This window comes from Microbulbifer variabilis, from assembly GCF_052468405.1.
This window is the reverse complement of the sequence record NZ_CP174343.1, coordinates 3,661,468-3,686,886: the sequence shown is the minus strand read 5'-3', so window position 1 is coordinate 3,686,886 and position 25,419 is coordinate 3,661,468. Positions and strand designations below refer to the sequence as shown.

Annotated in this window: 22 protein-coding genes and 2 pseudogenes; 15 read left to right on the top strand and 9 right to left on the bottom strand. The window is 49.2% G+C overall.

Features of this window, described 5'->3' with window-relative positions:
- Positions 1 to 25 precede the first annotated feature (25 nt).
- The 3 genes and pseudogenes from ACJJJB_RS16675 to ACJJJB_RS16665 form a co-directional block, all read left to right on the top strand.
- The gene (locus tag ACJJJB_RS16675; RefSeq protein ID WP_020414395.1) at positions 26 to 907 is read left to right on the top strand and encodes a LysR family transcriptional regulator; all 882 of its coding nucleotides are present in this window, start codon (positions 26 to 28) and stop codon (positions 905 to 907) included.
- 57 nt (positions 908 to 964) lie between these two features.
- Entirely contained in the window at positions 965 to 1,279 is a 315-nt protein-coding gene (locus tag ACJJJB_RS16670) for a cupin domain-containing protein (RefSeq protein WP_026305209.1), read from the top strand.
- A 370-nt stretch (positions 1,280 to 1,649) separates the two neighbouring features.
- A pseudogene (locus tag ACJJJB_RS16665) lies at positions 1,650 to 1,900 on the top strand (DUF1203 domain-containing protein); the annotation flags it as partial.
- A gap of 94 nt (positions 1,901 to 1,994) precedes the next feature.
- Here the strand turns inward: ACJJJB_RS16665 and ACJJJB_RS16660 are convergent.
- Complete coding sequence (locus tag ACJJJB_RS16660; protein ID WP_444902582.1) at positions 1,995 to 2,360, bottom strand: winged helix-turn-helix transcriptional regulator; 366 nt, start codon at positions 2,358 to 2,360, stop codon at positions 1,995 to 1,997.
- 112 nt (positions 2,361 to 2,472) lie between these two features.
- On the opposite strand from ACJJJB_RS16660, the gene ACJJJB_RS16655 reads away from it, so the two are divergent.
- Positions 2,473 to 2,916 carry a GFA family protein gene (locus tag ACJJJB_RS16655; protein ID WP_445365186.1) on the top strand — a complete coding sequence of 148 codons (444 nt, stop codon included), beginning with the start codon at positions 2,473 to 2,475 and terminating at the stop codon, positions 2,914 to 2,916.
- A gap of 532 nt (positions 2,917 to 3,448) precedes the next feature.
- A pseudogene (locus tag ACJJJB_RS16650) lies at positions 3,449 to 4,194 on the top strand (alpha/beta hydrolase).
- A 16-nt stretch (positions 4,195 to 4,210) separates the two neighbouring features.
- Here the strand turns inward: ACJJJB_RS16650 and ACJJJB_RS16645 are convergent.
- From ACJJJB_RS16645 to malT, 4 genes are all read right to left on the bottom strand, one after another.
- Positions 4,211 to 5,086: a polyphosphate kinase 2 family protein gene (locus tag ACJJJB_RS16645; protein ID WP_353375595.1), complete on the bottom strand. Its 876-nt coding sequence runs from the start codon at positions 5,084 to 5,086 to the stop codon at positions 4,211 to 4,213.
- Between the two features lie 42 nt (positions 5,087 to 5,128).
- Positions 5,129 to 7,666, bottom strand: a complete 2,538-nt coding sequence (locus tag ACJJJB_RS16640; RefSeq protein WP_445365185.1) for a plasma-membrane proton-efflux P-type ATPase — start codon at positions 7,664 to 7,666, stop codon at positions 5,129 to 5,131.
- Between the two features lie 312 nt (positions 7,667 to 7,978).
- Positions 7,979 to 9,628 (bottom strand): alpha-amylase family glycosyl hydrolase, encoded by a 1,650-nt coding sequence (locus ACJJJB_RS16635; RefSeq protein WP_353375597.1) that lies wholly within the window; start codon positions 9,626 to 9,628, stop codon positions 7,979 to 7,981.
- Between the two features lie 245 nt (positions 9,629 to 9,873).
- Positions 9,874 to 12,588, bottom strand: a complete 2,715-nt coding sequence (malT, locus tag ACJJJB_RS16630) for an HTH-type transcriptional regulator MalT (protein ID WP_020414403.1) — start codon at positions 12,586 to 12,588, stop codon at positions 9,874 to 9,876.
- Positions 12,589 to 13,023: 435 nt separating this feature from the next.
- Between malT and ACJJJB_RS16625 the strand changes: the two genes are divergently transcribed.
- The 9 genes from ACJJJB_RS16625 (at position 13,024) to ACJJJB_RS16585 (ending at position 19,849) form a co-directional block, all read left to right on the top strand.
- On the top strand, positions 13,024 to 13,917 hold the full coding sequence (locus ACJJJB_RS16625) for a hypothetical protein (RefSeq protein WP_445365184.1): 894 nt from the start codon (positions 13,024 to 13,026) through the stop codon (positions 13,915 to 13,917).
- Positions 13,918 to 13,954: 37 nt separating this feature from the next.
- Positions 13,955 to 14,605 carry an MBL fold metallo-hydrolase gene (locus ACJJJB_RS16620; RefSeq protein WP_020414405.1) on the top strand — a complete coding sequence of 217 codons (651 nt, stop codon included), beginning with the start codon at positions 13,955 to 13,957 and terminating at the stop codon, positions 14,603 to 14,605.
- A gap of 45 nt (positions 14,606 to 14,650) precedes the next feature.
- Positions 14,651 to 15,262 carry a DUF2799 domain-containing protein gene (locus ACJJJB_RS16615; RefSeq protein ID WP_445365183.1) on the top strand — a complete coding sequence of 204 codons (612 nt, stop codon included), beginning with the start codon at positions 14,651 to 14,653 and terminating at the stop codon, positions 15,260 to 15,262.
- A 75-nt stretch (positions 15,263 to 15,337) separates the two neighbouring features.
- Positions 15,338 to 15,766 (top strand): hotdog fold thioesterase, encoded by a 429-nt coding sequence (locus ACJJJB_RS16610; protein WP_020414407.1) that lies wholly within the window; start codon positions 15,338 to 15,340, stop codon positions 15,764 to 15,766.
- A 29-nt stretch (positions 15,767 to 15,795) separates the two neighbouring features.
- A complete protein-coding gene (locus ACJJJB_RS16605) occupies positions 15,796 to 16,503 on the top strand; it encodes a M48 family metallopeptidase (protein ID WP_445365182.1) in 708 nt (235 codons plus the stop codon).
- A 47-nt stretch (positions 16,504 to 16,550) separates the two neighbouring features.
- Entirely contained in the window at positions 16,551 to 17,915 is a 1,365-nt protein-coding gene (gene rlmD, locus ACJJJB_RS16600; protein WP_445365181.1) for a 23S rRNA (uracil(1939)-C(5))-methyltransferase RlmD, read from the top strand.
- Positions 17,916 to 18,098: 183 nt separating this feature from the next.
- Complete coding sequence (locus ACJJJB_RS16595) at positions 18,099 to 18,467, top strand: DUF2750 domain-containing protein (protein WP_020414410.1); 369 nt, start codon at positions 18,099 to 18,101, stop codon at positions 18,465 to 18,467.
- A gap of 54 nt (positions 18,468 to 18,521) precedes the next feature.
- Entirely contained in the window at positions 18,522 to 18,914 is a 393-nt protein-coding gene (locus ACJJJB_RS16590; RefSeq protein ID WP_020414411.1) for a VOC family protein, read from the top strand.
- Between the two features lie 5 nt (positions 18,915 to 18,919).
- A complete protein-coding gene (locus ACJJJB_RS16585; RefSeq protein WP_020414412.1) occupies positions 18,920 to 19,849 on the top strand; it encodes an SDR family oxidoreductase in 930 nt (309 codons plus the stop codon).
- 42 nt (positions 19,850 to 19,891) lie between these two features.
- On the opposite strand, the gene mnmH is transcribed toward ACJJJB_RS16585, so the two are convergent.
- From mnmH to ACJJJB_RS16565, 4 genes are all read right to left on the bottom strand, one after another.
- Entirely contained in the window at positions 19,892 to 20,986 is a 1,095-nt protein-coding gene (mnmH, locus tag ACJJJB_RS16580) for a tRNA 2-selenouridine(34) synthase MnmH (protein WP_020414413.1), read from the bottom strand.
- Between the two features lie 483 nt (positions 20,987 to 21,469).
- The gene (locus tag ACJJJB_RS16575) at positions 21,470 to 22,375 is read right to left on the bottom strand and encodes a sterol desaturase family protein (protein WP_020414415.1); all 906 of its coding nucleotides are present in this window, start codon (positions 22,373 to 22,375) and stop codon (positions 21,470 to 21,472) included.
- Between the two features lies 1 nt (position 22,376).
- On the bottom strand, positions 22,377 to 22,913 hold the full coding sequence (locus tag ACJJJB_RS16570; protein ID WP_353375600.1) for a hypothetical protein: 537 nt from the start codon (positions 22,911 to 22,913) through the stop codon (positions 22,377 to 22,379).
- A gap of 44 nt (positions 22,914 to 22,957) precedes the next feature.
- The gene (locus ACJJJB_RS16565; protein WP_445365180.1) at positions 22,958 to 24,088 is read right to left on the bottom strand and encodes an aromatic ring-hydroxylating oxygenase subunit alpha; all 1,131 of its coding nucleotides are present in this window, start codon (positions 24,086 to 24,088) and stop codon (positions 22,958 to 22,960) included.
- Between the two features lie 72 nt (positions 24,089 to 24,160).
- Between ACJJJB_RS16565 and ACJJJB_RS16560 the strand changes: the two genes are divergently transcribed.
- The gene (locus ACJJJB_RS16560; RefSeq protein WP_445365179.1) at positions 24,161 to 24,748 is read left to right on the top strand and encodes a TetR/AcrR family transcriptional regulator; all 588 of its coding nucleotides are present in this window, start codon (positions 24,161 to 24,163) and stop codon (positions 24,746 to 24,748) included.
- Positions 24,749 to 25,419 lie beyond the last annotated feature (671 nt).

Genomic DNA, 25,419 nt, shown 5'->3' with positions numbered 1-25,419 from the left:
TATAGCAACAATAGAAGTTTGAAATATGGAAAATTTTGACGGCCTGGTCGAGTTTGTAGCTGTGGCGGAAAGCCAGGGTTTCTCTGCGGCAGCGAAGCAGTTGGGGTGTAGCACCAGCCATGTCAGTCGGCAGGTCTCACGCTTGGAAGAACGTCTGGGCTGCGCTCTTCTGGCCCGCACCACACGCCTGGTCAGCCTTACCCAGGCTGGAGCAGTCTATTACCAGCGCTGTAAGGAACTGGTGACTGGATTGCAACAGGCGAATGAACAGGTAAGCCAGCAGCAGTTCCAGCTCAGTGGAACCCTCAGGGTGAGCTGTGCTGGCCTCTTTGCCGAGCAATATGTCGCCCCGGCCCTGATGGAATTTGGTGTAGAGCATCCAGAATTAAATATTGATATGGATTTCAATAGTCGGATGGTTAATTTTGTTGAAGATGGTATCGACTTTGCCATTCGCTATGGTCGCCTGGAAGATTCCGGTTTGGTAGCTCGAAAGCTTGCAGACCGGCAGATGATGGCAGTTGCCAGCAAAGAATATTTAAGACGAAACGGCATTCCCGAGCGCCCTGGTCAACTGAAAGTACATAGCTGTATTGTGACAAATAATGATCAATGGATGTTTGAAGTAAATGGAGGACAAGAGGTTGTGAAGGTTAAGGGGCGCTGGAGAAGTAATAATGCCCATACCGTTGTAGAAGCCTGTAAACAGGGGTTAGGTATTGCCTATATGCCTAAGGGCAGTTTTAGTGAAGTTGTTGAGGAAGGTTTGTTAAAGCCAATTCTTAAACCTTTCTGGAGCAGGGGAGCCAGTAGCTGGATTGTCTACCAGAATCGTCGCTTCTTGCCACTACGCGCAAGAATGGCGATTGACTACTTGGTGGAGTATTTCTCTGGTTGGAAAGAATAATTTTGAACAAGTAGCTACCTTATGTATCCTCGACTAATCAATAATGAGTTGGCCTGGATGAAAAATATATTCGCTCACTTACCTGCAGATACATCTGTGGAGCACTTTACAGACATTGTTAAATCAGGGGATATGCGTATTGAGAGAATCGTATCTTATGGGCAATCCTCCCCTGAACAGGGTTGGTATAATCAGGAACAGAACGAGTGGGTAATCGTTTTATCAGGGTATGGATTGATTGAATTTAATTGCGGAGAGAAGGTGCGCTTGGAGGCTGGTGATTTTGTCGAGATTACAGCGGGGAGAAAGCATCGGGTACTGGAGACCTCTTCAGAAGAAGCTACAGTTTGGCTTGCTGTTTTTTATACATAGATGTCGCCATTTCTAATGAAGCATTTAAGAATAATCCTATTTTAGGGTTACCTGCAAATCATATTGGTACCTATTGCACTTCCGAAATTGGCCTGCCGAAGGCTTGTTTGGAAACTATGCTTATTGGCCTAATTATTAGTTAGGGAAAAATTAGCGTGAATTTTCAAATTAAAGGTCTTGATCCAGCGAATTTACATCACTTATATAACTGCTCAGAACCTCATCTAAAATTTAAAAATATGGATTGGAAATTCGCAGATGCCAGCCCTGGTTATCCCTGAGGATCTCACTGCTAGATGCTGAGGTTGGTGAACAAATACTTTGTATACCATTCGTACACTTCAATTAACGAACCTTTTACTGTACCTCAGGTCCGGTTTTTATTAGGGAGGGTGCAAAATCGATAAAATTGAATGTTAATGAAATTCCAGAAATGTTGAAGCACCGACTACTCTCTTTAAGGGCATACTGTTGTAATGATTTAATGGTGGCGGCAGAGGTATGCCAGGGAGTTGATTTGGAAGCTGGGCTAAAAAAATGTTCAGTAGTGCAAAGGTTGATTATGTTCATATTCACAATGCGGCTCCTGGTTGCTTTATTTGCGCTGTATACCGTATATGATCTTGTGGTATTTACCTTTTGTGACAAAGCTAATTCTTGCTCTGGATGACTGATAATCAGTCTAACAGCTGAACAACTTCTACTTTGCTTTAAATTACCTTTCTTCTTGCATAAACCATTTAGGTGGAACCCAGGTATCTTCAATATATTTATTGCCCCATCGGGCAATTTCCTGGAGGATCGGCAAAATATCTCGGCCTTTCTCTGTTAGCAGATATTTGTAACGCTTGGGTTTTTCCTGGTACAAGGATTTTTCAATAATTTTTTCCGACTCCAGCATTCTAAGCCTTTCGGCCAGCCGGTTTGTTGGAATCTTCTCTGGTGAATTAGCGAGTTCGGTATAAGTCTCTTTTCCACAAATCAAGTCCCTGAGTATTACCAAGGTCCATTTGTCACCAAATACATCCAGTCCGCTCACTATCGGACATCCGGAGCGCAAAAAGTTCTTATCAGGGGTCACGGTTGTTCCATTCGATTCAATGCGATAAATAGTAATACAGTAACTTGCAAAATTGAAGTTATGCTTATAGGATTTAATAACTTCAAAATCGTAAGTTACTATGGAGGAAAAAATGTCAAATTTATCAGGGGAGTGCCTATGTGGTGCTGTAAGTTATACGTGTGATAGTGATGCTGTAATGGCGGGGCATTGCCAGTGTACGGACTGCCAGAAAATTAGTGGTGCAGGACACATATCGAATATTGCAGTTCCAAAAGATAGTCTTAATATTTCTGGCAAGCTCACATACCATGAAAAGTATGCGGAAAGTGGCAACCTGATAACAAGAGGGTTCTGTCCTCATTGCGGCTCCCATATATCTGCGGAAAATAGTGGAATGCCCCAGTTTGAATTTTTGCGGGCAGGAACTTTGCACGACTTGGAAAAGTTCAGACCATCCATGGTCGTGTACTCGGGCAGTGGTGCTTCCTGGGATTATATGGACCCAGACCTCTCTAAATTTGAAAAGATGCCTGACTCTAAGTTGATTGGAGCTGAAAAGGCCATCACTGAATGAGGGATATCCCAATGAGAATAATGACGTGTACACAATTAGGAGATGCTTGTGACCTTGAGTTTCGCGCCAGCACCTTTGAAGAGATGGCGGAAATGAGTAAAAGGCATGGTGTCGAGATGTATCAAAAACAGGATCCCCTTCACTTACAAGCCATGCAAAAAAGCAGAATCTGATGGAAAGTCCTGAAGTGATGCAGGAGTGGTATGAGGCCAAGAAAAGGGAATTTAATGCTCAGCAGGAATGCTGAGGTAGTTAACCACGCAGCAGTCTGTGACATACAATCGGACTGGATATATCAGTCCGGTTGCAGAAAAACTGTTTGGGTAGTAGTACTATCTAATAGTTTTTTCGATAGTTAATTTTATACTGATTGCTGTATGATTTTGGGTGGAAATCTAGTGATTAATGTCGCCTTACTCAATAATAAAATTTATTTTTACCATTATGAAAATAATAGCTAAATAGCTTATCCTCTTTTGTACTTCACTGGTGTCAGCTGTTGTTGGGACCTTAGGATTTTAAAAAACCACCTTTGGTTATTGGAGATTCTATAAGTTTTCCATCCAAGATATCGGATGAAAAGCGTAGCCTGAATGTTTACCTGCCGAAGAGTGATCAAAGAGAACCAAAAAGGGACTATCCAGTAATATATCTTTTGGATGGATCTACAAATGAAGATTTTATTCATATTACAGCCTTGTTACAGTTTGGTTCCTTTTTCTGGATTGATATGGTTCCTGAGTCGATTCTTGTTGGAGTTGTGAATGTAGGCAGAAAGTGGGATTTTACCTTCCCCTCTACGGAATCCCGGGATCGTAAGGAATTCCCATCTTCAGGGGGGGCAGATCAATTTATAGAGTTTTTGATAAGGAAGTGCGGCCACTGGTTGAAAGTCACTATCGGGTGAGAGGGGATTCTACCTTGATAGGCCAGTCATTAGGAGGGCTTCTAGCTACCGAAATTCTATTTAGGCGTGCAGAACACTTCGACAATTATATTATCATCAGTCCAAGTCTTTGGTGGAGTGGAGGATCATTATTGGCTGATCTTCCAAAAGATTGCTGTGCTGATGAATTAGTTTATGTCGGCGTAGGGAAAGAGGGTGAGGTTATGGAGAGATTGACAAGGTCGCTATTCACTAAGTTAGATAGTGAGAAAAATAAAGCCAGGGTGCACTTTGGTTATTTTGGGCAGCTGGATCACGGTGATGCTTTACATCTGGCTGTCTATGATGCTTTTGAGAAATTCTTTTCCATAAAGAACGTGCAAGGTAATTAGCCTGTGTGGCTGAGATTCACTGCTTTTTATTTTTAGGGGCATTTACCAGCCCCTCCTCTATATCTATCTTATCCAGGCTGTGATATTTTTTCTTGATTTTGTCTATGTCGACAGTGGGGGCAGGGAATTTCATCTTCAGAGCATCCATAGCATCTGCAACGATAGAAGCTACTGCTAGGTTACGAAACCATTTGTGATTTGCTGGGATGATAAACCACGGAGCATAAGCCGTACTGCATTTACTTAATGCATCCTCAAAGGCATTGGTATAGGCATCCCAGTAGCTTGCCTCTGTGTAGTCATTTTCACTGATTTTCCAATGCCTTGTGGGATCATCAATACGTTGCTTGAAACGCTTTAACTGTTCATCTGCATCAATATGCAAGAAGAACTTCAGGACCAGGGTGCCATGGTCGGCCAGTAGTTTTTCAAAATTATTGATATGCTCATAGCGCTTAGACCATATCGATTTGGGTACCATATTGTGAACCCGTTGAATCAGGACATCTTCATAGTGTGAACGGTTAAAAATAGCCACATGGCCCTGAGCCGGTGTTACCTTATGGCATCGCCAGAGGAAATCATGAGCAGCTTCTTCTTTAGATGGTTGTTTGAAACTGGTTACGTTACAACCCTGGGGATTCATAGCACCCAATACATGATTGATAGTGCCATCCTTGCCCGCAGCATCCCGGCCCTGCAAGCAGATCAATAATGAGTGCTTATGTTCTGCGTACATCAGGTACTGCTGGGCTCGAATTCTCCTATCGAGCTTTTCTATTATTGGATTGGCTTCTTCGCGACTGTTGTAACAGTCTTTGAATCCTGGATCTATTTTATCCAGTTTGACTTTACTGCCAGGTTTAACCTGAAAGGTTTTAAAACAATCCATGGCTATTCCCATTTAGTGAATTGAGAAAAAGTTAAACTCTTTTCAAATGTCCTGCAGGCGGCGGTAGAGTAATTTTTTGACCAAGTCCAGGGCGAACATCCAGATGATCATATATAGCCATACCAAGCCAATAATGCTCCAAGGGATGACGGGAACCAGCCAGCCGAATCCGCACATTAGCACCGTCAGGATTTGAGTGCCGACAATCGCACAAAACAGTTTCATTGCTGGGAATGGTTTACTAAAGAAAGCTTTACGTGAGCGCACTACAAACAGCAGCAGATGACCACCAGCGACAATTTGCAAGAAAATAATTGTCTGGATTTGTTCCTTACTAAGTGATATCCAGGATTGCCACTGGCTATTCTGTAGCCATTCCATGCCAATTAAAAGGAGGCCCATTGTTTGTGCAATAGAAAAAATTCCAATAATCGTTGACCCAAGCAGCAGATCACGCATTTCCCAGTGTACCGGCTCTTTGGGCAGTAAGGTATTGTCGTAGGCGATGGTCATTATGGGAATATCATCCAGTAATGCGACAAGTACAATCATTACGGGGGTAAGGGGAGAGAATCCAAAAAGAATGGTGGCGAATACCACAACAACCATGATGTCCAATGTCATGGAAACCCGAAAAAGCACATAATTAATAATACGTTCGAATATTTTTCGTGCTTCGTCGATAGCATCGACAACGGTCGATAATCCTGGGGCGGTAAGAATAATAGCAGCCGCAGCGCGAGCGGCATCGGTGGCGCCGCTGACGGCAATACCACAGTCGGCCTGTTTAAGGGCAGGAGCGTCGTTTACACCGTCACCAGTCATAGCTACCTGATGCCCGCGCCCTTGCAATGCTTTTACAATGGCATACTTATGTTCTGGAAATACCCTGCCAAATCCGTCAGCTCGCTCTACACAGTCAACCACTTTCTTTGGCAGGTGGTCCATATTTTCCGATTGATCAAATACATCCCCTGCTGCAAATATATTCTGGCCGATACCTACCTGGGAGGCGATTTCCTTACCGATCGCGACATCGTCTCCAGTAATCATTTTTACCTGTAGCCCATGTTCCCGCGCCCTGCTGATAGTTTGTTTAGAGTCATCCCGAGGTGGATCTTCGAGGGAAAGAATTCCGAGAAAAGACCAGTTACTTCCATTATTACAGCGTGCCACTCCCAGTGAACGAAGGCCGTGAGAAGCTAATTCCTCTACACAGGATTTTGCTTTCTCTGCTTTATCACCGTTGAGATTGCACAGTGCCATCACCGCCTGGGGGGCACCCTTGCAAAAAGAAAGTAAGTGTCCTTTATCGTCTGTGACCTGCGCCTGAGCACGCTTAGTAACGGGGTCGAAAGGAGTGAATTCTTTTAGTCGAAAGTTATTTAATTGATTTTTATTTTTAAGGCCGGCAAAAATTGCCTGATCGATGGGGTCACTGGAAGCGGATTCTGAAGCTAGAGCTGCGGCGAGAATAAGTTCATCGCTGCTTTGAGCATCAAATAATTTTGGATCATGTAAGCTCAACTGGTTTTTCGTTAGAGTGCCGGTTTTATCGGAGCAAAGGATATCTACACCGGCGAGTTCTTCAATAGATTCGAGTTTGGAAACAATAGCTTTTTTGCGCGATAGGGCCAACGCACCCAGGGCATTGGTAACAGTAATCACTGAGGGCATAGCTACCGGAATGGAGGCGATTAGCAGCACCAATACTGTGCGCAAAATGTTGATAATGTCGGACCAGTGCCAGTTGGGCGCTATTACTATATCCCGATACAGCTGGGTTCCAACCAGTAACATCGCCAATATCAGGCAGAGCACAATCAGGAAGTCGCCAATATGAGTGACGGCTTTTTGTGAGTGCGAGGCCTCCTGGCCTGCACCTGCGACCAATTTTGCGGTGCGTCCAAAGAAAGTATTGCGGCCGGTGCCAATAGCAACAGCGCTCATTTCTCCACGTTTTGCAATACTGCTTGAGTAGCCAATATCTCCCACTTTTTTGCTGACCGGCAGGGACTCGCCGGTGAGAGCGGCTTGATCAATGCTAATAGATTTGCCGTCGATAAAGCGCACATCAGCTGGTACCACTTGACCAAGCTTTATACGCAAAATATCACCTGGCACCACGTTGGCCGCTGCAATAGTCTGGAATTTGCCGTCCCGTAGTACTTCGGCCTGTGGAGCCATACTGGCTTTCAAGGCGGCGAGGGCATTGGAGGCTTTATGCTCTTGCCAGAATCCGGCAATGGCATTGTAGAGAAGCAGTGCCATGATGATAGCGAAGTCCGGCCAGTGCCCAATAAGTGCGGAAAGTAAAGCGGCGGCTTCGATCATCCAGGGAATGGGGCCCCAAAAAAAACGGAAGAACCTGGCGAGTGCGCTCTGTTCTTTCTCTTGAATCGTATTGGGGCCGTACTGCTTAAGCCGAGCTGTAGCTTCACTCCGGGTTAGGCCCTTAGGTGTAGTTTTGAGTGCAGAATAGACGTCGCCAAGCTCTGCCTTTTGCAGATCTACCTGGCTGGCCACTACCGACGAGGTATTCGCAGTTTGAATTCCTGGCCCAGATTCAGGCACGGGCATATTCCATTTGGTCGCAGGCGTTGAGCATAAATTCCGGGTAATTTTACAGGGCAGTTAATTTGTACTTTTGCAAATATCTAATTTAGCAGCAGGGTCGAAGCCAAATGTTGTAAGAGCTGCCTGCGAGGATTTTCAATGGGGAATAAAAAGGCCGGCACGGGGCCGGCGAGGAAGCAGACGTCGAAAGGATAAGCTGACGTTGCAGAGACACAGAAAAGCAACACAAAATACCTGGGAGAGGTGCTGTTATTTTCCTGAAAATAGCGATCAGCAGCAGTAACTGCCGGTCAAAAAAAAACCTGGGTTAGCGGGTTACGAATTGGGTTTTTTCCGGTGCAGTACACAGGCTCCAGCAGGATCCAGGGTTAAGGTGCTGTTGTTAAACTGGTTTTTAAACAGGCTTGGGGTAATGTCTTGGGCACCAGTAAACTCTTCAGGCAGGGTATATTGCTCGCTGTGTTTACCTAGATTCAGGGCAACAAGGAGTTCCTCTCCTGCGGCACGGCGAATAAATACCAATAATTCGTTATCAGTGTTGATCACTGCCTGTTGTGCTGTCGCTAAGCTTGGCGGCAATGTGTGGTGCCATTCAATCAGGGCGCGAAACTGGTTCAGCATGGAGTGCTGGCTATCTTCCTGGATGCTGACGGCGCGTCGCTGGTGATCTTCTGAAACAGGTAGCCAGGGTTTACTGGCGGAAAAGCCGGCGCTTTCGCCGCCCCCCTGCAACCAGGGCATAGGCGTACGGCAACCGTCGCGACCTTTAAATTCGGGCCATAGGTTAATGCCATAAGGGTCGACCAAATCCTCAAAAGCGATATCCGCTTCCGGCAGGCCCAGTTCTTCCCCCTGGTATATACAAACACTGCCGCGCAGGGTCAGCTGCATAAGCAGGAATAGCGGGGCGCGCGCATGGGTTAATTCATCGCTGAAGCCTTTGTTCCAGCGGCTAATCGAGCGGGGTACATCGTGGTTACTGATGGACCAACAGGGCCAACCCCTCTCAATTACCTCGCGGTTTTTCTCCAGTGTTTCCCGCAGGAATTCAGCGCTGCAATCCTCGGTCAACAGATCGAAGGAGTAGGCCATGTTCAGTCGGTTTTCTGTGGTGTATTCGGCCATGATCTTGTGGGTGTTGTCATCGCCCACCTCGCCCACGGTAACCGTGCCCGGATACTGATCCATCAGCTTGCGCACGCGTTGTAAAAAGACGAGGTTTTCAGGTTGGGACTTATCGTGTTGATGCCATTGATAATCGTAGTGATTCACCGGCGGCAACCCTTTTTCGTCAATCCTGAGTGGGCGCGCTGGATTATCAGCCAGGGCCTGCTGGTGGAAAATGAAGTTCACTGCATCCAGGCGGAAACCATCCACTCCTCGGTCCAGCCAGAACTTCATGTCGGCTAGCAGCTGCTCCTGCACTTCTGGGTTGTGCACATTGAGGTCCGGCTGTTCCCTGAGAAAGTTAGCCAGATAAAATTGGCGGCGGCGGGTACACCAGCGCCATGAGCCACCACCAAATACGGATACCCAGTTATTTGGCGGGGTGCCGTCGTCCCTGGGATCTTGCCATACATACCAGTCTGACTTGGGGTTATCATGGCTGGAGCGACTCTCTTTGAACCAGGGGTGCTGGTCTGAGGTATGGCTGAGGATCTGGTCGATAATAATTTTCAGGCCGCGCTCATGGGCTGCTTCGATCAGTTGGTCGAAGTCCTCGAGTTTGCCAAAAATCGGGTCTACATCGCGATAATCCGCCACGTCATAACCAAAATCCACCATCGGGGATTTAAAGAAGGGGGAGATCCAGATGGCATCTACGCCTAGAGATTTCACATAATCCAGTTTTTGCGTAATACCGGGAAGATCGCCGATACCATCGCCATTGGCATCGCAGAAGCTGCGGGGGTAAATCTGGTAGATAACACTATTGCGCCACCATTCTGTGCTGTTGCCGCTCATGGATTACTGCCTTGTTTCATTATTTGAAGGGTGGGACAGGCCCACTCTGGAAGGATGCGCCGAGTATGGGGTAGCGTGCAGTGGTCTACCTCCTCCCCACCCAGGGGGGAGAGGCTGAGAGTTGTGGCGCGCTGGGGGAGAGTAGTTGGAGGACACACTAATATCTGACTCACCCTGGGTGTGTCGTCAAATTATAGTGAGCTGCGGTGGGAATGCGTCAGTACATCCTTGTGCTGTGAGTGGTCTCAGGGGCGATCCTGCACTGAACGCAGCATTTGCTCGGCCAGGGCGATGGCCTCTTGGCGGTCTTTGACATCCAGTTTCTGATAGAGGCTGCGGATATGGGTCTTGATAGTACTGGGTGCCACCTTGAAGTGACGCGCAATGCGCTCGTTCGATAGCCCCGAGTGAATGGCATTGAGTACCTGCCACTCCCTGGGAGTCAGTGGCGAATGGCGCAGAAAATCGGGTACCGCATCGCTGGCGAGAATCTCCCGGATGATGGTGTCATCCAGCTCAATTCGAATGCCACCATCCAGTTCAGGCTGTTGCTGGGTCACGCGAATCAATTCCTGCGCCTTGGTGGCTTCTGCCTCCTCCAGACCCTGCTCCAGGGCGGCCTTCAGAATGACGATCAGTGGTTTACCGATCTGCAGGAAGCTGGCGCGGAAGTCTCGCCCGGCGGCCAACTGCAGCGCCACGGAAATGGCTTCCACTGCTTCGCTGTGCCGCTCGCGCAGCCAAAGCAGGTGGGACTCCAATACCCGATTGCGTAGACGGTCCGTCACCAGGCCGCACTCCTTGGCGACCTGCTGCAAGCGGCTCAGCAAGCGATTGGCGTCAGACCAGCGATGTAGCTCAATCAATGCGCGTACATGGTTGCGTCCGTGACATTGCTCAAAGTGATTGCTGGGCCTGTCGGCTACCGGTTCGGCCTGTTCCAGCCAGGTGGTAATAGCCTGTTGATTGCCCAGGGCGCGCCAGGTGCGGATACGGGTGGCGTCGGCATTGGCAACCCAGTCGCGATGATAGCGTTCGTCTGAGAGCAGGCGCTCAATACGGTCGAGCCATTCCTGGGACTCCTCTTTCTCGCCGCGCGCCTGAGCAATTTTCAGCAATAGGGTGTATTCAGGCAAAAGCCAGTGCTCTCCCACTTTGCGGTTGATTTGCATTCCGCGGCGGGCGGAGCGCTCGGCGCCTTCCAGGTCTCCACACTCCCACTGCAATTGGCCGCGCAGGCGACAGACAAACTCGGAAATTGGTAGGGTGGAAAGGTGGTGTTTCTGCACCAGGTTGTACACCTTTTCCTGCAGGGTGGCGGATTTTTTCAAAAGACCCTGGGCGAAAGCGATCTCGGTCTGCTGGCAGATGGCCCACGCGGCACTGGGAATATCTTTCTCGGCAATAGCCAGGGCTTCCACTTCCTGCATATGTGCAAGGGCTTGTTCCAATGCGCCAAGGCAGAAGCTGGTTTCGCCGGTCACCAGTAATGCGGAAATTCGCTCCCCCAGCTGTTCACGGTGCAACAGCCCCAGGGCTTCCTCAGCGTATTCCTTGGCTTGTAGGGTTTGGCCGCGGGCGATAGCGACCTGGGCGCGCATAGTGGCAAAGGCACCCTCATACTGGTGCCATTGCTGCGGATCCTGGCGTTGCAGCCAGCTCTCAGTGGCGGCGAGGTTCTTCTCACACTGGTCGTACTCAAAGTTTTCCCGCGCCATCTTGGCTGAAAGCAGGGTAAATCGCGCATTGAGTTGTAGCTCTTCAGCGCCCAGCCATTCAAGGCAATCGCGCAACAGGCGGGACTGGCCCCCGCGCAGTAACCGCTCTCCCTGCTCGTTCAGCAGCTGGCGCAGGCGTTCGCGGTCACCACCGGCGAGGGCGTGACGCAGGGCTTCAACCGGCTGGCCCAGCTCTTGCCAGGTGTCGCAGGCAATGGTGTGTAAATGCTGCAACTGATCTCGGTCGCTCAGTTGACGCTGCAGGAAACGCGCAAACACTGGGTGAAAACGGAACCACCGTCGACTGGAATCCTGTGCCTGTAGGAAGAGCCCACGCCTGGCCGCACTTTCCAGCATTTGCTGGCCATCGCTGCGATCACTCAGGCGCTCTGCCAGCTGGGCATTGACGCGGGTGAGGATTGAGGTACATGCGAGCATCTCACGTAGCTGGGGTTCAAGCCGTTCCAGTACTTCTTCGGCGAGGTAGTCGAGAATATGGCTATGGCCCTGCTCCAGTTCTGCCAGGTAACGGTCGACCTCTTCGCGGTCGCGTACAGAGAGCGTGAATAGTTGCACAGCCGGGGGCCAGCCCTCACTTAAATGCTGTAGTTGGGCGGCGCGATCAGCGTCCAGGTTAAATGGCAGGCGCTGCTTCAGCAGCTGGGCGATTTCCTCGGTAGTGAGTGCCAGGGCATCGCTGCCCAGCTCGAGTAGGCGTCCCTGTACACGCAGGGTAGCGAGCCCCAGGGGCGGCTGGCTGCGGCTGGTGAGGACGACGCCCACACCGGCGGGGGCGTGGCGCAGAAGAAAACGGGTTGTGTCGTGTACTACCTGATTATCGATCTGGTGATAATCGTCCAGCACTATGCGCAGCTCGCAAGGCAGTCCGCGCAATTCAGCCAGCAAATGGCTGACGACAGAGGTTGGGTCCGGACACTGGGGTGCTGTTAGCAACTGGTAGGTCTGGGGTACGCCGTTGCCGGTTGCGCGGTGCACACTCTCCACAAGGTAGCGGCAGAATTGATTCGGTTCGTTGTCGCTGGCATCCAGGGTATACCAGGCCACCGGGTTATCCTGGCCTGAGGCCCAGGAGGTGACAAGTGTGGTTTTACCGTAGCCCGCCGGTGCAGTTACCAACAGCAACTGGTCGCTGTGACCGTCGTTAAGTAACGAAAGCAGGCGGGGGCGCGCCAGTGTGTGCTCGGGGCAATCCGGCAGGCTGTATTTGGAGGTTAATAGCATCGCTGCGGGCGGGATCGTTTTAAACGTCTGATTTTTGTACAAAGGTTATTATGCACCAGGAAAGCGCTAATGTTACAGCGCTGCGACAGGGGGCAGGGGTAGAATTGGTAGATTTGTTTCGATTAAGACTGGCGCGGACTTGACTTTGGGCAGTATATTACTGGGCGGATCAAATTAGTCACACTGATCCCTTAAGATTAGCCGCCGGCAGGGGCACGTCCCTTTGCCCCCGAAAGCTGGCGTGCAAACTGGTCTTACCGACCAGATTAATCACCTTCTAGCGCATTGTTATAGCGGCAATTTCCGGTCCTCCTGACCGGATTATTTTTGCCAAAATACGCAACATATTTTTACGCAGTGAGTTCAATTTGGATCACTGTCGGGTGTGCAGAGGGTCTGATGCCAATTCAACAAAAATAATAAGAAGAGGCAAATATGGCAGATATTGTAGTCCTGGCCGTTGCGGGAGCCGGGGTGGCCCCCAGGGATTTTGCGAGCCCATTATTCTCGGCGTTAAAAGATGCTCTCGGCGGTGACTGGTCGCGCTTGTATTGCGATACCCTGACGGCAGTGGAATCCCTTCAGGGCAATACAGATCGGGTGTTCCAGGGGATGTGCAAGAGCGAGATGGACTATCTGCGCGCGCGCAAATTCTTGCTTTGTACTATGGCCCAGAGCGCAGCCCAATTGGGAGATATCCAGCAGCGTGATGGAGCCTATGAGAAAACCCAAGGGGCGATTTATCGCATGTTGCAAAAGGCTGCAGCAGCGGCCGGTGAGCGAACACCGGTGGTGCTATTAAGTCATTCTTTCGGTTGCGTCAGTTTTTCCAATTACCTCTGGGATGCCCAGCGTTCGAGTGTTGGCCATGGGATTTGGCGTGATGGTGGTCCCGGAGGTGTGCGTAAGGGTTCTGCGCGAGAACGCTTCCTGCGACTGAAGACCCTGAGCTACTGGTACACCCTCGGAGCCAGTAATCCGCTCTGGTGTGCTGGCAGGGGGCGTGAGCAGATCCAGGCGGTCACCGCGGACTCCCGCGGCTATCGATTTCGTTGGAAGAACTTCTATCACCCCGATGATTTATTTGGTTGGCCCCTAAAGCCACTGAGCCCTACTTATAACCAGGCCGTGTTTAAAGATTATGAGACGCGTCCACTAAGTGATTCCCATATGGGTAGCCAAGGTCCACAGGTGTTGCCTCTGGAAGATTACTGGTCCAGTGACCTGGTGCTGCAACAGCTGCTTGGGGACTTGCGCGCGCTGCTGCAAAACGGACAGCGTGGAGGTTCGGCACCTGCTCAGCGATCTCAACGGGTACTCACGGTATAATCTCTGTTCCCTGTAACTGATCCCATTAAGGATACCTATGTCGCTGCAATTTCATTCGGTCCCGGTTACTCCCTTTCAGCAGAACTGCACATTGCTTTGGTGCGAGGACAGCAAGCGCGCTGCGGTAGTGGACCCTGGCGGTGATATTGACAAGATCCTTGCCGCTGTAGAGGAGCGCGGCCTCAAGTTGGAGAAGATACTCCTTACTCACGGCCACTTGGACCATGTGGGGGGGACAGCTGCGCTAGCCGGGCAGCTGCAATTACCCATTGAGGGCCCTCATCAAGATGATAATTTTTGGATAGAACAGCTGCCCATGCAGGCCCAGATGTTTGGCTTTCCCGCGGTGGAAGTTTTTACTCCGGATCGTTGGTTGGAGCAGGGTGATACCGTTACTGTGGGTGAGGAAGAGCTGGAAGTTTATCACTGTCCCGGCCACACGCCGGGCCATGTGGTGTTTTTTCACCGTCCCAGTAACCTTGCCCTGGTGGGGGATGTGCTGTTTTCTGGCTCTATCGGACGCACAGACTTTCCCCAGGGAGATCACGATACTCTGATACGCTCGATCAAGGAGCGCTTGTGGCCGCTCGGTGACGAGGTACGCTTTGTACCTGGGCACGGCCCTATGTCGACTTTTGGCCAGGAGCGTAAAACCAACCCCTTCGTAGCTGATAAACGTTTCGGCTGAGTTTTTATTGTGGGAGAACAGTAACTAATACGGGAGGCCGACCCTATGCCTACGAAAGTGAGTTTATACCTACTTATTTTTGCTGCTGTGTTAAGTGGTTGTGCAGTAATTTCCGAAGATGAGTGCCGCGCTGGGCTCTGGTATGAGCGTGGCGTTCAGGACGGTGCCCGCGGACGCTCCCCGCTGCTGGTGCAGGAGTTGGCTCAGGAATGCCTGAGTTACGAAATCTATGTGGATAATGAGGCTTGGTTGCGCGGTCATGAGGAAGGTATAGAGCAGTTCTGCACCCCGGATAATGGTTATCGGCAAGGGCGTCGGGGGTACAAGTATGAAGGGGTATGTACAGGCCCTACTGCTGATCTCTTCGTCGAAAATTACCAGCGTGGACTCGTTGAATACCGTATCGAACAACAGTATCAAAACTTATTGTGGCGTCGCGACAACTTAGAGCGGGAGCTTTACTCTCTGCATTATGCCCTCCGGCACACTGACAGTGACAGCCAGCGCCGCGCCCTGTATTTCCAGCACAGTCGGCTCGAGTGGGAGATACGCATGTTGGATTTGGAGCTGCATCGCTATGGGCTTTTCGGTCCTCGTTATTTTATCCCCGGTCTTTATCCCCGTGGTTTTTTCTCCTCCGCCTTTTTTTATTGGTGAGTTTAACGGTGGTGTGCTACCGAGTGGTTAAACTCAGATGATCACCTTTACGATTTCATTTCTAGAGAGTTTTTCATGGCAATTTGGCACAGTACTCCGACCTTGGAAGAGATTAATCAGGGCAGTGCTAACTGCATGCCCGGCTATCTCGGTTTGGAAATTACGGCAATTGGTGAAGATTACTTAGAGGGTAAACTACCGGTGGACCACCGTACACGCCAGCCTTTTGGGATTTTACACGGTGGTGCTAATGTGGTGCTGGCAGAGACTCTGGGATCTATTGGTGCCAACCTGTTGGTGGATCCCAATAAATACTACTGTGTTGGGCAGGAGATTAATGCCAACCACTTGCGACCGGTGCCGGAGGGTGAAGTTACTGGCCGGGCTAAGCCTGTGCATATTGGACGAAGCAGCCAGGTTTGGGAAATATTGATTTATGCACCCAATGGCAAGTTAAGCTGTATTTCCCGAATCACCATGGCGGTGGTGGCTCACGGTGGCTAGCAGATGCCAAATTTTTTGGGGTGCCTCCAATGAGTGAGGCGGATGAATTTATTTTTGAGGATATTCCCTATCGCTTGGTGCGTTCACCCCGACGCAAGCGATTGGGATTGATATTGGCGCAGTCAGGGGTAGAGGTACGTATCCCTCAGCGCTGTGCAGCTCGCCATGGCCATCAGTTTCTGCAGGACAATATTCAGTGGGTGCGAGCCCAATTACTGGCCGCCAGTCAGCGGGCATCCCAGGTGCCGCGTTACCGATATGCTTTTGGTGAGCGATTTCCATGGCTCGGCAGGTCATTGCCACTTGCGCGTGCCTCTAGTACTAAAGCAGCAGGAATTGGTGAAGCGGCAATCCTTCTTTATACCCGCACCCAATTTCCTGAACAGGAGCAACTTCAAGGAGCTTTGAAGCGCTTGTATCAGCGCGAAGCACTGGTCCTGTTAACGGAAAAGTCCCAGTTGGTGGCGGATCGACTGGGGCTGACATTTTCTTCAGTGCGGGTACGGCGTACTAAAAGCAAGTGGGGGCATTGCAGTATCCGTGGAGAGCTACAGTACAACTGGTTGGTTTGTCTGGCTCCGGAACCTGTAGTGGATTACCTCATTGCCCATGAGGTCTGCCATCTGCAACATCACAATCACAGCCGTGACTTTTGGGTGTTGGTGCAAAGTGTTTGTCCCCGTTTCAAAGAATTGCGCCGTTGGCTCCGTGATAATGGCCACCGCCTCACTGTGTAAAAAATATCAGTACAAATCAGATCTTTCGAATTCTTCAATTAATTAACATGAGCAAGAAACCGCGTTTTATTACCTCGCGCAAGCCGGTGACAAAAAATTTGCCGGCGCAGGCCGAAGCCTGCGTAGAGAAGTTCAGCCATGATATGCGTGGCATTGCCCGCGTTGCGGGGAAAACTGTATTTATCGATAACGCTTTGCCTGGTGAAAAAGTACTTTTTCGTTATAGCGCTCGTCGGGCCCGGTTCGATGAGGGCTCAGCGGTGGAAATCTTGCAGGCATCACCTCAGCGTAGCACGCCTTGCTGTCCTCATATCAACTTCTGCGGAGGTTGTTCTCTGCAGCACCTGGAAATTGGTGCGCAGATTATTGAGAAGCAAAAAATCCTGCTGGACCAACTTATTCGTTTTGCTGGTATTGAGCCCAAAGAGATATTACCGCCCTTGGTTGCTGCATCCTACGGCTATCGGCGCAAGGCACGTATCGGCATTCGCCAGTTAAAATCCCGTAGGGGGAAAGAGTTAATTTTTGGCTTCCGTGAAAAACGCAGTAATGATCTGACGGATATCGATGAATGCCATGTACTGCACCCGGCAATTGCCAGACAAATACCGACGTTAAAACAGCTTGTGGCTGACTGCGATGGCAAAGCCTATTTTTCTCAGTTGGATGTGGCTGTGGGTGATGATGTTGCGGCTCTGGTACTGCGCCACCTAAAGCCGTTATCGGAAGGTGACCGAGAGCGCTGGATAAGCTTCGCAAAAGCATCTGGTATACACATGTATATACAACCTGGTGATTCGACATCAGTTCGACGTTTATGGCCGGAGCAGGGGGAGGCCTTCCTCAGTTACGCGCTGCCAGAGTTTGATCTCACCATGCGTTTCCAGCCATTGGACTTTATCCAGGTCAATTTCGAAATTAATCGCCAAATGGTAAGTAGAGCCCTGCAATGGCTGGATCCCCAACCCGATGAGCGGGTATTGGACCTTTTCTGTGGCCTGGGGAACTTTACCCTGCCTTTGGCGCGATGTGCCGGCGAGGTGGTTGGCATTGAGGGCGTGGGGGCACTCACCCGTCGCGGTGTAGAGAATGCCGAGCTGAATACTTTGGATAATGTGCAATTTTACGCAGCAGACTTGAATGAGGAAATAATAAATCAGCCTTGGGCCCAGGGCGGCTTTAATAAGATTCTGCTGGACCCGCCGCGAAGTGGTGCTTTGCAGGCTGTGCGGAGTATTGCGAGTTTTAATGCAAAGAAAATTGTCTATGTGTCCTGTAATCCTGCAACCCTTGCGCGGGATGCGGAGGCCTTGACACAGCTCGGTTACCACCTGACAAAGGCGTGTGTCATGGATATGTTTCCCCATACCGATCACGTTGAATCTATGGCGGTATTTGAAAGGGATGCCTAAGCCGATAATTGTCTAAGCAAAAATATTCGAGATAAAGAAAAAATTAGCTGGGTTTTATGCATAAGTTAAAAATGGCTGGTGAGCCTCGCTAAGGCCAGGCCGGGAAAATTACGCCAGGTTACTGCATTGGTGCGAAGAGAAAACTAACGTACACTGCTGGCAAATCCATTAAGCGAAGATGTTATGCAAAGTGCACCCCTAACGAATGATTTTGAAGAGAACTGTGCGCGCTTTTTGCCTGAGGCTGCTGAGCAGGGCTGTGTTTGGGCACTACAGGGGGAAGAGGGTTTTGCGCTGTGTGAATCAGAAAAACGTGCACAGACTGAAGTAATGCCGTTTTGGTCGCAGCGTGAATTTGCTGAGATGCACTGTGAAGGTGATTGGGCCGAGTATGAAGCTGTAGCTATCGATCTGGAAGAGTTTATGGACGATTGGCTTACCGGTATGCATGAAGACGTGCTGCTGGTAGGGTTAAATTGGAATGTTGAACTGGAGGGAGTGGAGCTGGAACCACTCGACCTGTTGGAGCAGCTGGAGCAGGAACTGCAGTAAGCTGCGCCATAGTGCCCCATCAGTGGATAAAAATCACACAATAGGGTGTCTCAAATGGGGCAGATTCTCGGCTTGCACACGGTTATTTACGGTGTAACAGATATTGCTGAAGCCAAAGACTGGTACACACAATTACTGCAGCAGAAACCCTATTTTGATAGTGAGTGTTATGTGGGGTTTCGAATTGGCCAATGTGAACTGGGCTTGAATCCAGACGCGCGCAGTGCGATCAGCCGTGCGGATGGCGTGGTCGCTTATTGGGCGGTTGCGAATATGGCCACACAGGTCGAACGTCTCGGAACCATGGGTGCGCGACAACATAGCGATGTGGTGGATGTTGGCGAGGGCGTGCTGATGTCAAGTTTTCTCGATCCCTACGGCAATATTTTTGGGTTGATTGAGCACCCACAAGTTCAGCCGGAGGTTTTGGAACAGTTAACGGAGTAGTCCCCGTGAACAGACCGCCAGTATCCAGCTTTCGCACTTCAAGTCAGGGCTTTGCAGCTGAGAGCCTGGCCCAGATCGGACGGGGCTATGTGGCGCCAGACCGAGTCGCACTGATTACCGGATGTTCCAGCGGTATCGGGCGTGAGCTGGCCCTGGCGTTGCATCGTCGCGGTACAATTGTTATTGCCACGGCGCGGCGTCCGGAGAGCTTGCAGGAGCTTGCTGATTTGGGCATTGCCACTGAAGCCATGGATGTAAACAGCCAGGCGGATATAAACCGCGTTGTTCACGCTCTTAAAGCCGCCTATGGTCGCCTCGATATTCTGATCAACAATGCCGGCTATGGCCAGATGGGGCCGTTGCTGGAGTTGGATACTCGGGCCCTGGAAAATCAGTTTCGCACTAATGTATTCGCACCGCTTGCACTGATCCGCGCCTGTGTGCCGTTAATGCGTGCCGGCAAGGGTGGTGTTGTTTGTAATATTGGTTCGGTATCCGGCGTACTGGCGACACCTTTCTCTGGTGCTTATTGTGCCTCCAAGGCTGCCCTTCACTCACTTTCCGAAGTACTGCGTCTCGAGTTAAAGCCTTTTGGCATTCGCGTGATGACGGTGCAGCCGGGGGCTATCGCCTCGGAATTTGGCCGTCATGCAGAGGTATCACTGCGCGGGTTACTGCCGCCGGACTCTTTATATAAGCGCCAGGAGGAGGCCGTGCGCTCTCGCGCACAGGAGTCGCAGCAAAATGCCACTCTGGCCAGCACGCTTGCACGTAAGTTGGTGCGTGAGTTACTTCGAAAGCGACCACGAACTCTGGTACGCATTGGAAACCGCAGTAGCTTATTGCCCTGGTTGGCACGCTGGCTGCCCCGCGGACTTCGGGACTGGATAATGCTGCGTCGCTTTAAATTGAATCGGTTGGCACATAAGGCTTGATATGTAGCTTCTGATTATTGCGGTAATCGTGCTGGGTGAAAGTTAATTGGGGCTAAGAGTTTCCGAATCTGCCAACCAGGCTTTCACTTCAGCGTAGGTACCGCGAAATAGGACTTCACTATCACGCTTCTTCATCAGATAGCTATAACTCCCATCGTAATACTCCTTCAGCAGTGCCATCACCAATGGAATATAGGCGTCGCTGTTGCCACTGCGCTGTAGCTCCCCATTGGCTTCGGCCAGTTGTGTGTCTAATTGCTGATAGCGCAGCCCGCCTAGGCGTTTGCGTATTTTCCCCAAGCTTTTATGCAGATCCGCTCCAAGTGCCGCAGCAGGGGATTCAGTGTCGCCAAAACGTGGTAAGGCCTCACTGATATAATCGCGCACAATACGGCGGGCACGATTCTCTACGGGTTCCTCAACCAGAATACGTGGTGCTGCTTTCATTGCGCTTTGCAGGGCGGGGGGGAGGGCACAGCGTCCGATGAGGTGACTTTCATCCTCGATAAAAACCCTTTCAGAGGTTTGTGCCAGCTTGAGTAAGTCGATACTGATTTGGTTTTCGAAATTGATCTGCGTTGGTTGCTTGTATCCGGTGCGACCAAAGCTGGAACCACGATGCTTGGCTATGCCCTCCAGGTCCAGAGCTCGACTGGCCGACTGGATCAGTTCCGTTTTTCCACTGCCGGTATGGCCAGCAATAACAGCAAATGATAACTGCCGGCTTTGGATTTCCAGTTCACCAAGAAGGTAGTTGCGCATAGCTTTGTAACCACCCTCTACCAGAGGGTAATCAAAACCTGCGTCGCGAAGCAGTTTCTGAGTAGTATGTGAGCGTAGGCCACCACGAAAACAGTAGAGATAGCCTTGTGGGTGCTCATCGAGAAAAGCCTCCCAGGCGGTGAGACGTGCCTGTACCACCTCTTGAGTGGCGAGTTTCCATCCAAGGGTTATGGCGGCCTGCTGTCCTCGCCGTTTGTATTCGGTGCCGATGAGTTCGCGTTGGTGATCATCCAGTAATGGACGGTTTTCTGCAGAGGGGAAGGCCCCACGCTGATACTCTACCGGTGCGCGCACATCCAGTAGTGGAGTATCACGGAGGAAAATTTCTCGGTAATTGGATGTACCCTGCCGCAATGGAAGCCTCTCTATTAATATGGGGAATATCGATAAGATACTTGATGCCGCTTCTGTGAACCAGATGCCTGAAGAGAATATCCTGGCTTTGAAAGTCATTCGCCGGAGTGAGGAAAACTGAGATATGGAAGATAAGATATGTTGTCGATGGTAAAAAAGCACTAATAGTCCGTATGTAATATGGAATATCCAACAAATATAGCGAGTGGCAGGGCTGTTCCTGAGAAATTGTTGAGCGTAATAAAATGGATCTCTTTTACTTCTGTTTCTCTATTGGGATTTTAGGAGAAATACTCTGCCACATTGATGCCAGATTAAATTATGAGAATAAATAGGGTGCAATTATCGCTTTGTCTTTGTTAACTAGTTCAGGCTTGTTCGTGAGTATCACTTATCAAAAAATGGTCAAAATAGCTTATGAGATAGAACCATTTAATTTATAGTTAACAGATAGAAAAATCTGCCTTTATTGGTGCACAGTATTTAATTTTGTTGAAAACTATTGCGATTCTGGTGATGTTTCCATATCCACTCAGGGGATTTTATCAATAGATGCCAGCGTGCTTTCCAGCTATTAGCCTGCCAAAGCTGCCGGAATAGCTTGGCGTAGCCGTGGCAAAAGATGGTAAACGGGTTGATGCTGTTAATTCTGGGAAAAACCCCGTACCGCACAGTTGATTTTTCCTCAGCAAAGGTTCCAAAAATCCGGTCCCAAATAATTAGAATACCGGCATAATTTTTATCCAGATACTCACGGTTAGCAGCATGATGCACCCGGTGATGGGATGGGGTATTTAAAATCCATTCGATCGGTCTAGGTAGTTTTTTAACTGCCTCAGTATGCAGTAATGTTTGGTAAACCTGCACAATCATTTCGCTAAAGAAAATGAGAAGTGGATTAAACCCGAGCATGGCTAATGGCAGGTAAAAGAAAAAAGGCAACAAGCCATCCAGTGGTCCAAATCGGTAGGCTACAGAAATATTAAAATAGGGTGAGCTGTGGTGCACTGTATGGGAAGCCCAGGCCAAATTGACTCTGTGGGCAAAGCGGTGCTCCCAGTAGTAAGCCAGATCAGCAAGGATCAGGCAGGCCATGATGGTCCAGCCGGTAATGGGTAGTTGGACGATGCTGAAATTTTCAAAAACAAAGAAAAATGCGGCCACATAAAAAAGCGCAGCAATTAATGAGGTAATTGCAATAAAAGCAGCCAGGGTAATGAAGTTGCTAGCCGAATCGCCTAGCATGTTTAGGGTCAGTTTGCGCTTGAGAGCATAACGTAGCAGTTCGAATACAAATACCACCATAGCCAGTAAAAAGAAGCCATCATTCACCCACACCTCTAAGTGTTCAATCTGTTCCTGGGTAAACATTGCAGTTAAAAAGTTCATGTCACTGTTTCTCATTAACCTGATATATATCAACAGAGCGAACAATCCCGTCTTCTGACAGAGTATATTTCTCAATGACTGCTTGCAGTGTTGGGCCAAAGTGAACCAGTTGCCAGTGCCCTTCAAGTCCATCTGGGGAAGTATCCGTGCTTCCTCCAATGTGGGTGACATCACCATCCGGTATGGGCTCACTGACGTTGCTCAGAAATAAGAAGCTTTCCTTCGGTAACCCTACCGTTACCCGGGCTTCATGGTAGTTCTTCGAAAATTTCTGGTAGATAATAAATATCTTATGAGGGCCCGGTTTAAGCCGAGTGTATACATCCTCGCGCTGCAATAGTAATTCAACCAGGTTACCAGCGTTTTCCAAAGCAATGAAGCGGGTCATGCCATAGATTCTTTTTGGAAGAATCTCTGAACCTGATTGCGTTAAGGATTTAGCATCAGATTTTGTGGCAATTCCTGGTTCACTCGCTGCATTGGTTATATGTGCTCTTGTTTCAGGAGCTAAAGGCTGGGCCCAGGCAAGAAAAGTCACTGAGCCGGCAATAACACCTGTTAAAAGTAAGGCATGACAAAGTTTCAATTTCTACTCTCCCGGCTCGTAGATGTTCGATAAATAGGGATACTGGGACAGCCAAATAGGCGCGAAGCAAGAAAGTGGTGAAAATCCACAACAATGCGCTCTGCCTCAACTAGAGTGCCGCCTTTTCCAGAGCATGAGTTCATACCTCGTTGAACTCGTTCACAAATCCATTGGTCTTCGGCAAAGAATCTGTCCGTAAATTTACGGGTAGAGCGATTGCTGCCATGGCCGTTGTAAATCAGTGAACCGGATTGGACCTCTGTTTCACCCGCATGGCGTGGAATAACGGACATCCAGCTAAAAGAGACAGGATCGATAATGGCAACAAAGTTAGGAGGCAGCATCAGTAGTTGGTAATGTTCTGGCTTGCCAAAGCCAAGAAAGGACTTGATTGTGCCTCCAGTCAGGGCCCATCTGCTGCAGCCCGCGGTGTAGTAGGCATCTTGGGTTGGTGTGACTGTTTCTAAGGTTTTCCGATGTACTTTGAACAGGTGGTAACTCTCCATGGCATTTTCCATCACCACTTTCCAGTTGGCAGACCAATACTCGGTTTTGCCAGGCTCGAATGCATCAAAAACGTCAAGCTGTTGGATTGGCAGGTAATTCGATAAGCTGGAAAGCTGTTTTGAGAGGGGGGGTGCCTGACCACTGACATCTACAAATACCAGGCCATTCCAGGTTTCTACCGGGTAGATAGGTAGACAGTGCCTGGCTTTGTTCACCTCCTGTTTTCCAGTGAAGGGTACTCCGAGTAAAGAACCTTCCAGGCTGTAGCTCCAAGCATGATATGGGCAGACTATGCGCTTATTAACATTGCCCAAGCCGGTATCCAGCAATGGTGTGCCTCTGTGCCGGCAGGTATTGGACAGAGCCCGCAGCTGTCCATCTGCCCCACGAATCACAGCTACAGGTATACGTCCAATATTAATGGCACAGTAATCTCCCTGTTTAGAGAGGCTTGCTTCGGCAGCGGCAAACGCCCAACCCCCTTCAAAGATGCTCTCCATTTCCCTGTGAAATATGGTCTCGCACGTATATGCCCCGAAGGGCAAACAGTGGGCGTTAGGAAGCTGGGAATTGGCCGTGCGTCGATATTCGGATAACAAGTCTTCATCATCAATACTCATGGAGCCACTCACAGTGTAAAATTTTTATGAGACATTTATGTATCATAACCGTCAGACATTAATGAGACAACTGTGTCTCAAAAAAGAGTTGCTATGAATACCAATGATTCCAGAGTCAGTTGCTCCCGAGCCCGCCTTATTGAAGCCGGCAAGGAGCTACTGATGAAGAACCCAAAAGCCAGCCTGAAAGAAGTAGCCGAGGTTGCCGGGGTGGGAAGGGCAACCCTCTACCGGCACTTTGAAACCCGTGAGGAGTTGATCCTGGAGATAGCCAGAGAGTGTTTTAAGTTAACCAGCCAGGTTCTGCGGCCCATCTATACAGATTGCAAGCTCTCGGCTCGGGAAAAGGTGCGCAGGGGGCTCGAGGCTCTGATGCCCCTGGCAGATAGTTATCATTTCCTGCTATCTCTGTGGAATATCGCAGAGGGTGATTTAGAAGTGCTGGCGTATTATGGTCAGCAGTTGGATGATTTAACGAGTCTGATAGAACAGGCGCAAAAAGATGGCGACATTCGCAAGGATTTGTCCATCGAGTGGATAAGTTCAATGATTGATGCCCAGGTTTACTCAGCTTGGTGGTTGATCGGTCAGGGGCAGGCCAGTGTGGAACAGGCAGCAGGTTTTGCTGTTACCAGCTTATTTGAGGGTATAAATGCTTAGTAGTTTTAACCAACTTATTAGAGGCTGTACTTTTCCCTAATATGGAGAGGTAAGCCTTATTGTCAATCAATCTATTTCTGCCGAGAGAAAAACTCTTTACTGGAAAATTGATTGTGTGAATTTTTATTCGTGAAGTGTAATTTAGAAAAAATTTTCAATAAACTGTAATAATATTTATCTGTCTGAAAATGTAACTTATGTAGTAGGCCGTTAGTTGGAAGTAACCTGATATTTACACCATGTGCAAAAGTTAATCTGAGCGTCCGCCTCTTCTATTTTTGTCATATTTTTTATGTTCCCCTAATTTTATTTTTGATTCTTATCTTTTGAGGTTTTCCTGCCCAGGCAGTCATCAGTAAAAAGCATCATATTGGAGAATTGGCAGCTCGTGAAAGTGTGGAGCAAGATATGTCGTCAAAGGTGAATTTGGTGGTAAGTTGTGCACAAAATAAGGAGGTCCAAAAAATATGGTAAAAAATAATTATAAAAGCGTTAGCTGGTGCTGTGTAAAACTAATATAGCGAGTGAATTTCCCCTATCTTCAAATAGGGATTGCAACTGATTGTTTTTGGATTGCTGCTAAGTTAAAGGATGAAAAACAATTACGGGGTAGGTACAACCTCTAACCTGAATTTAGGATTGATTATCTGATTTTTTTGTGGTTCATTAAT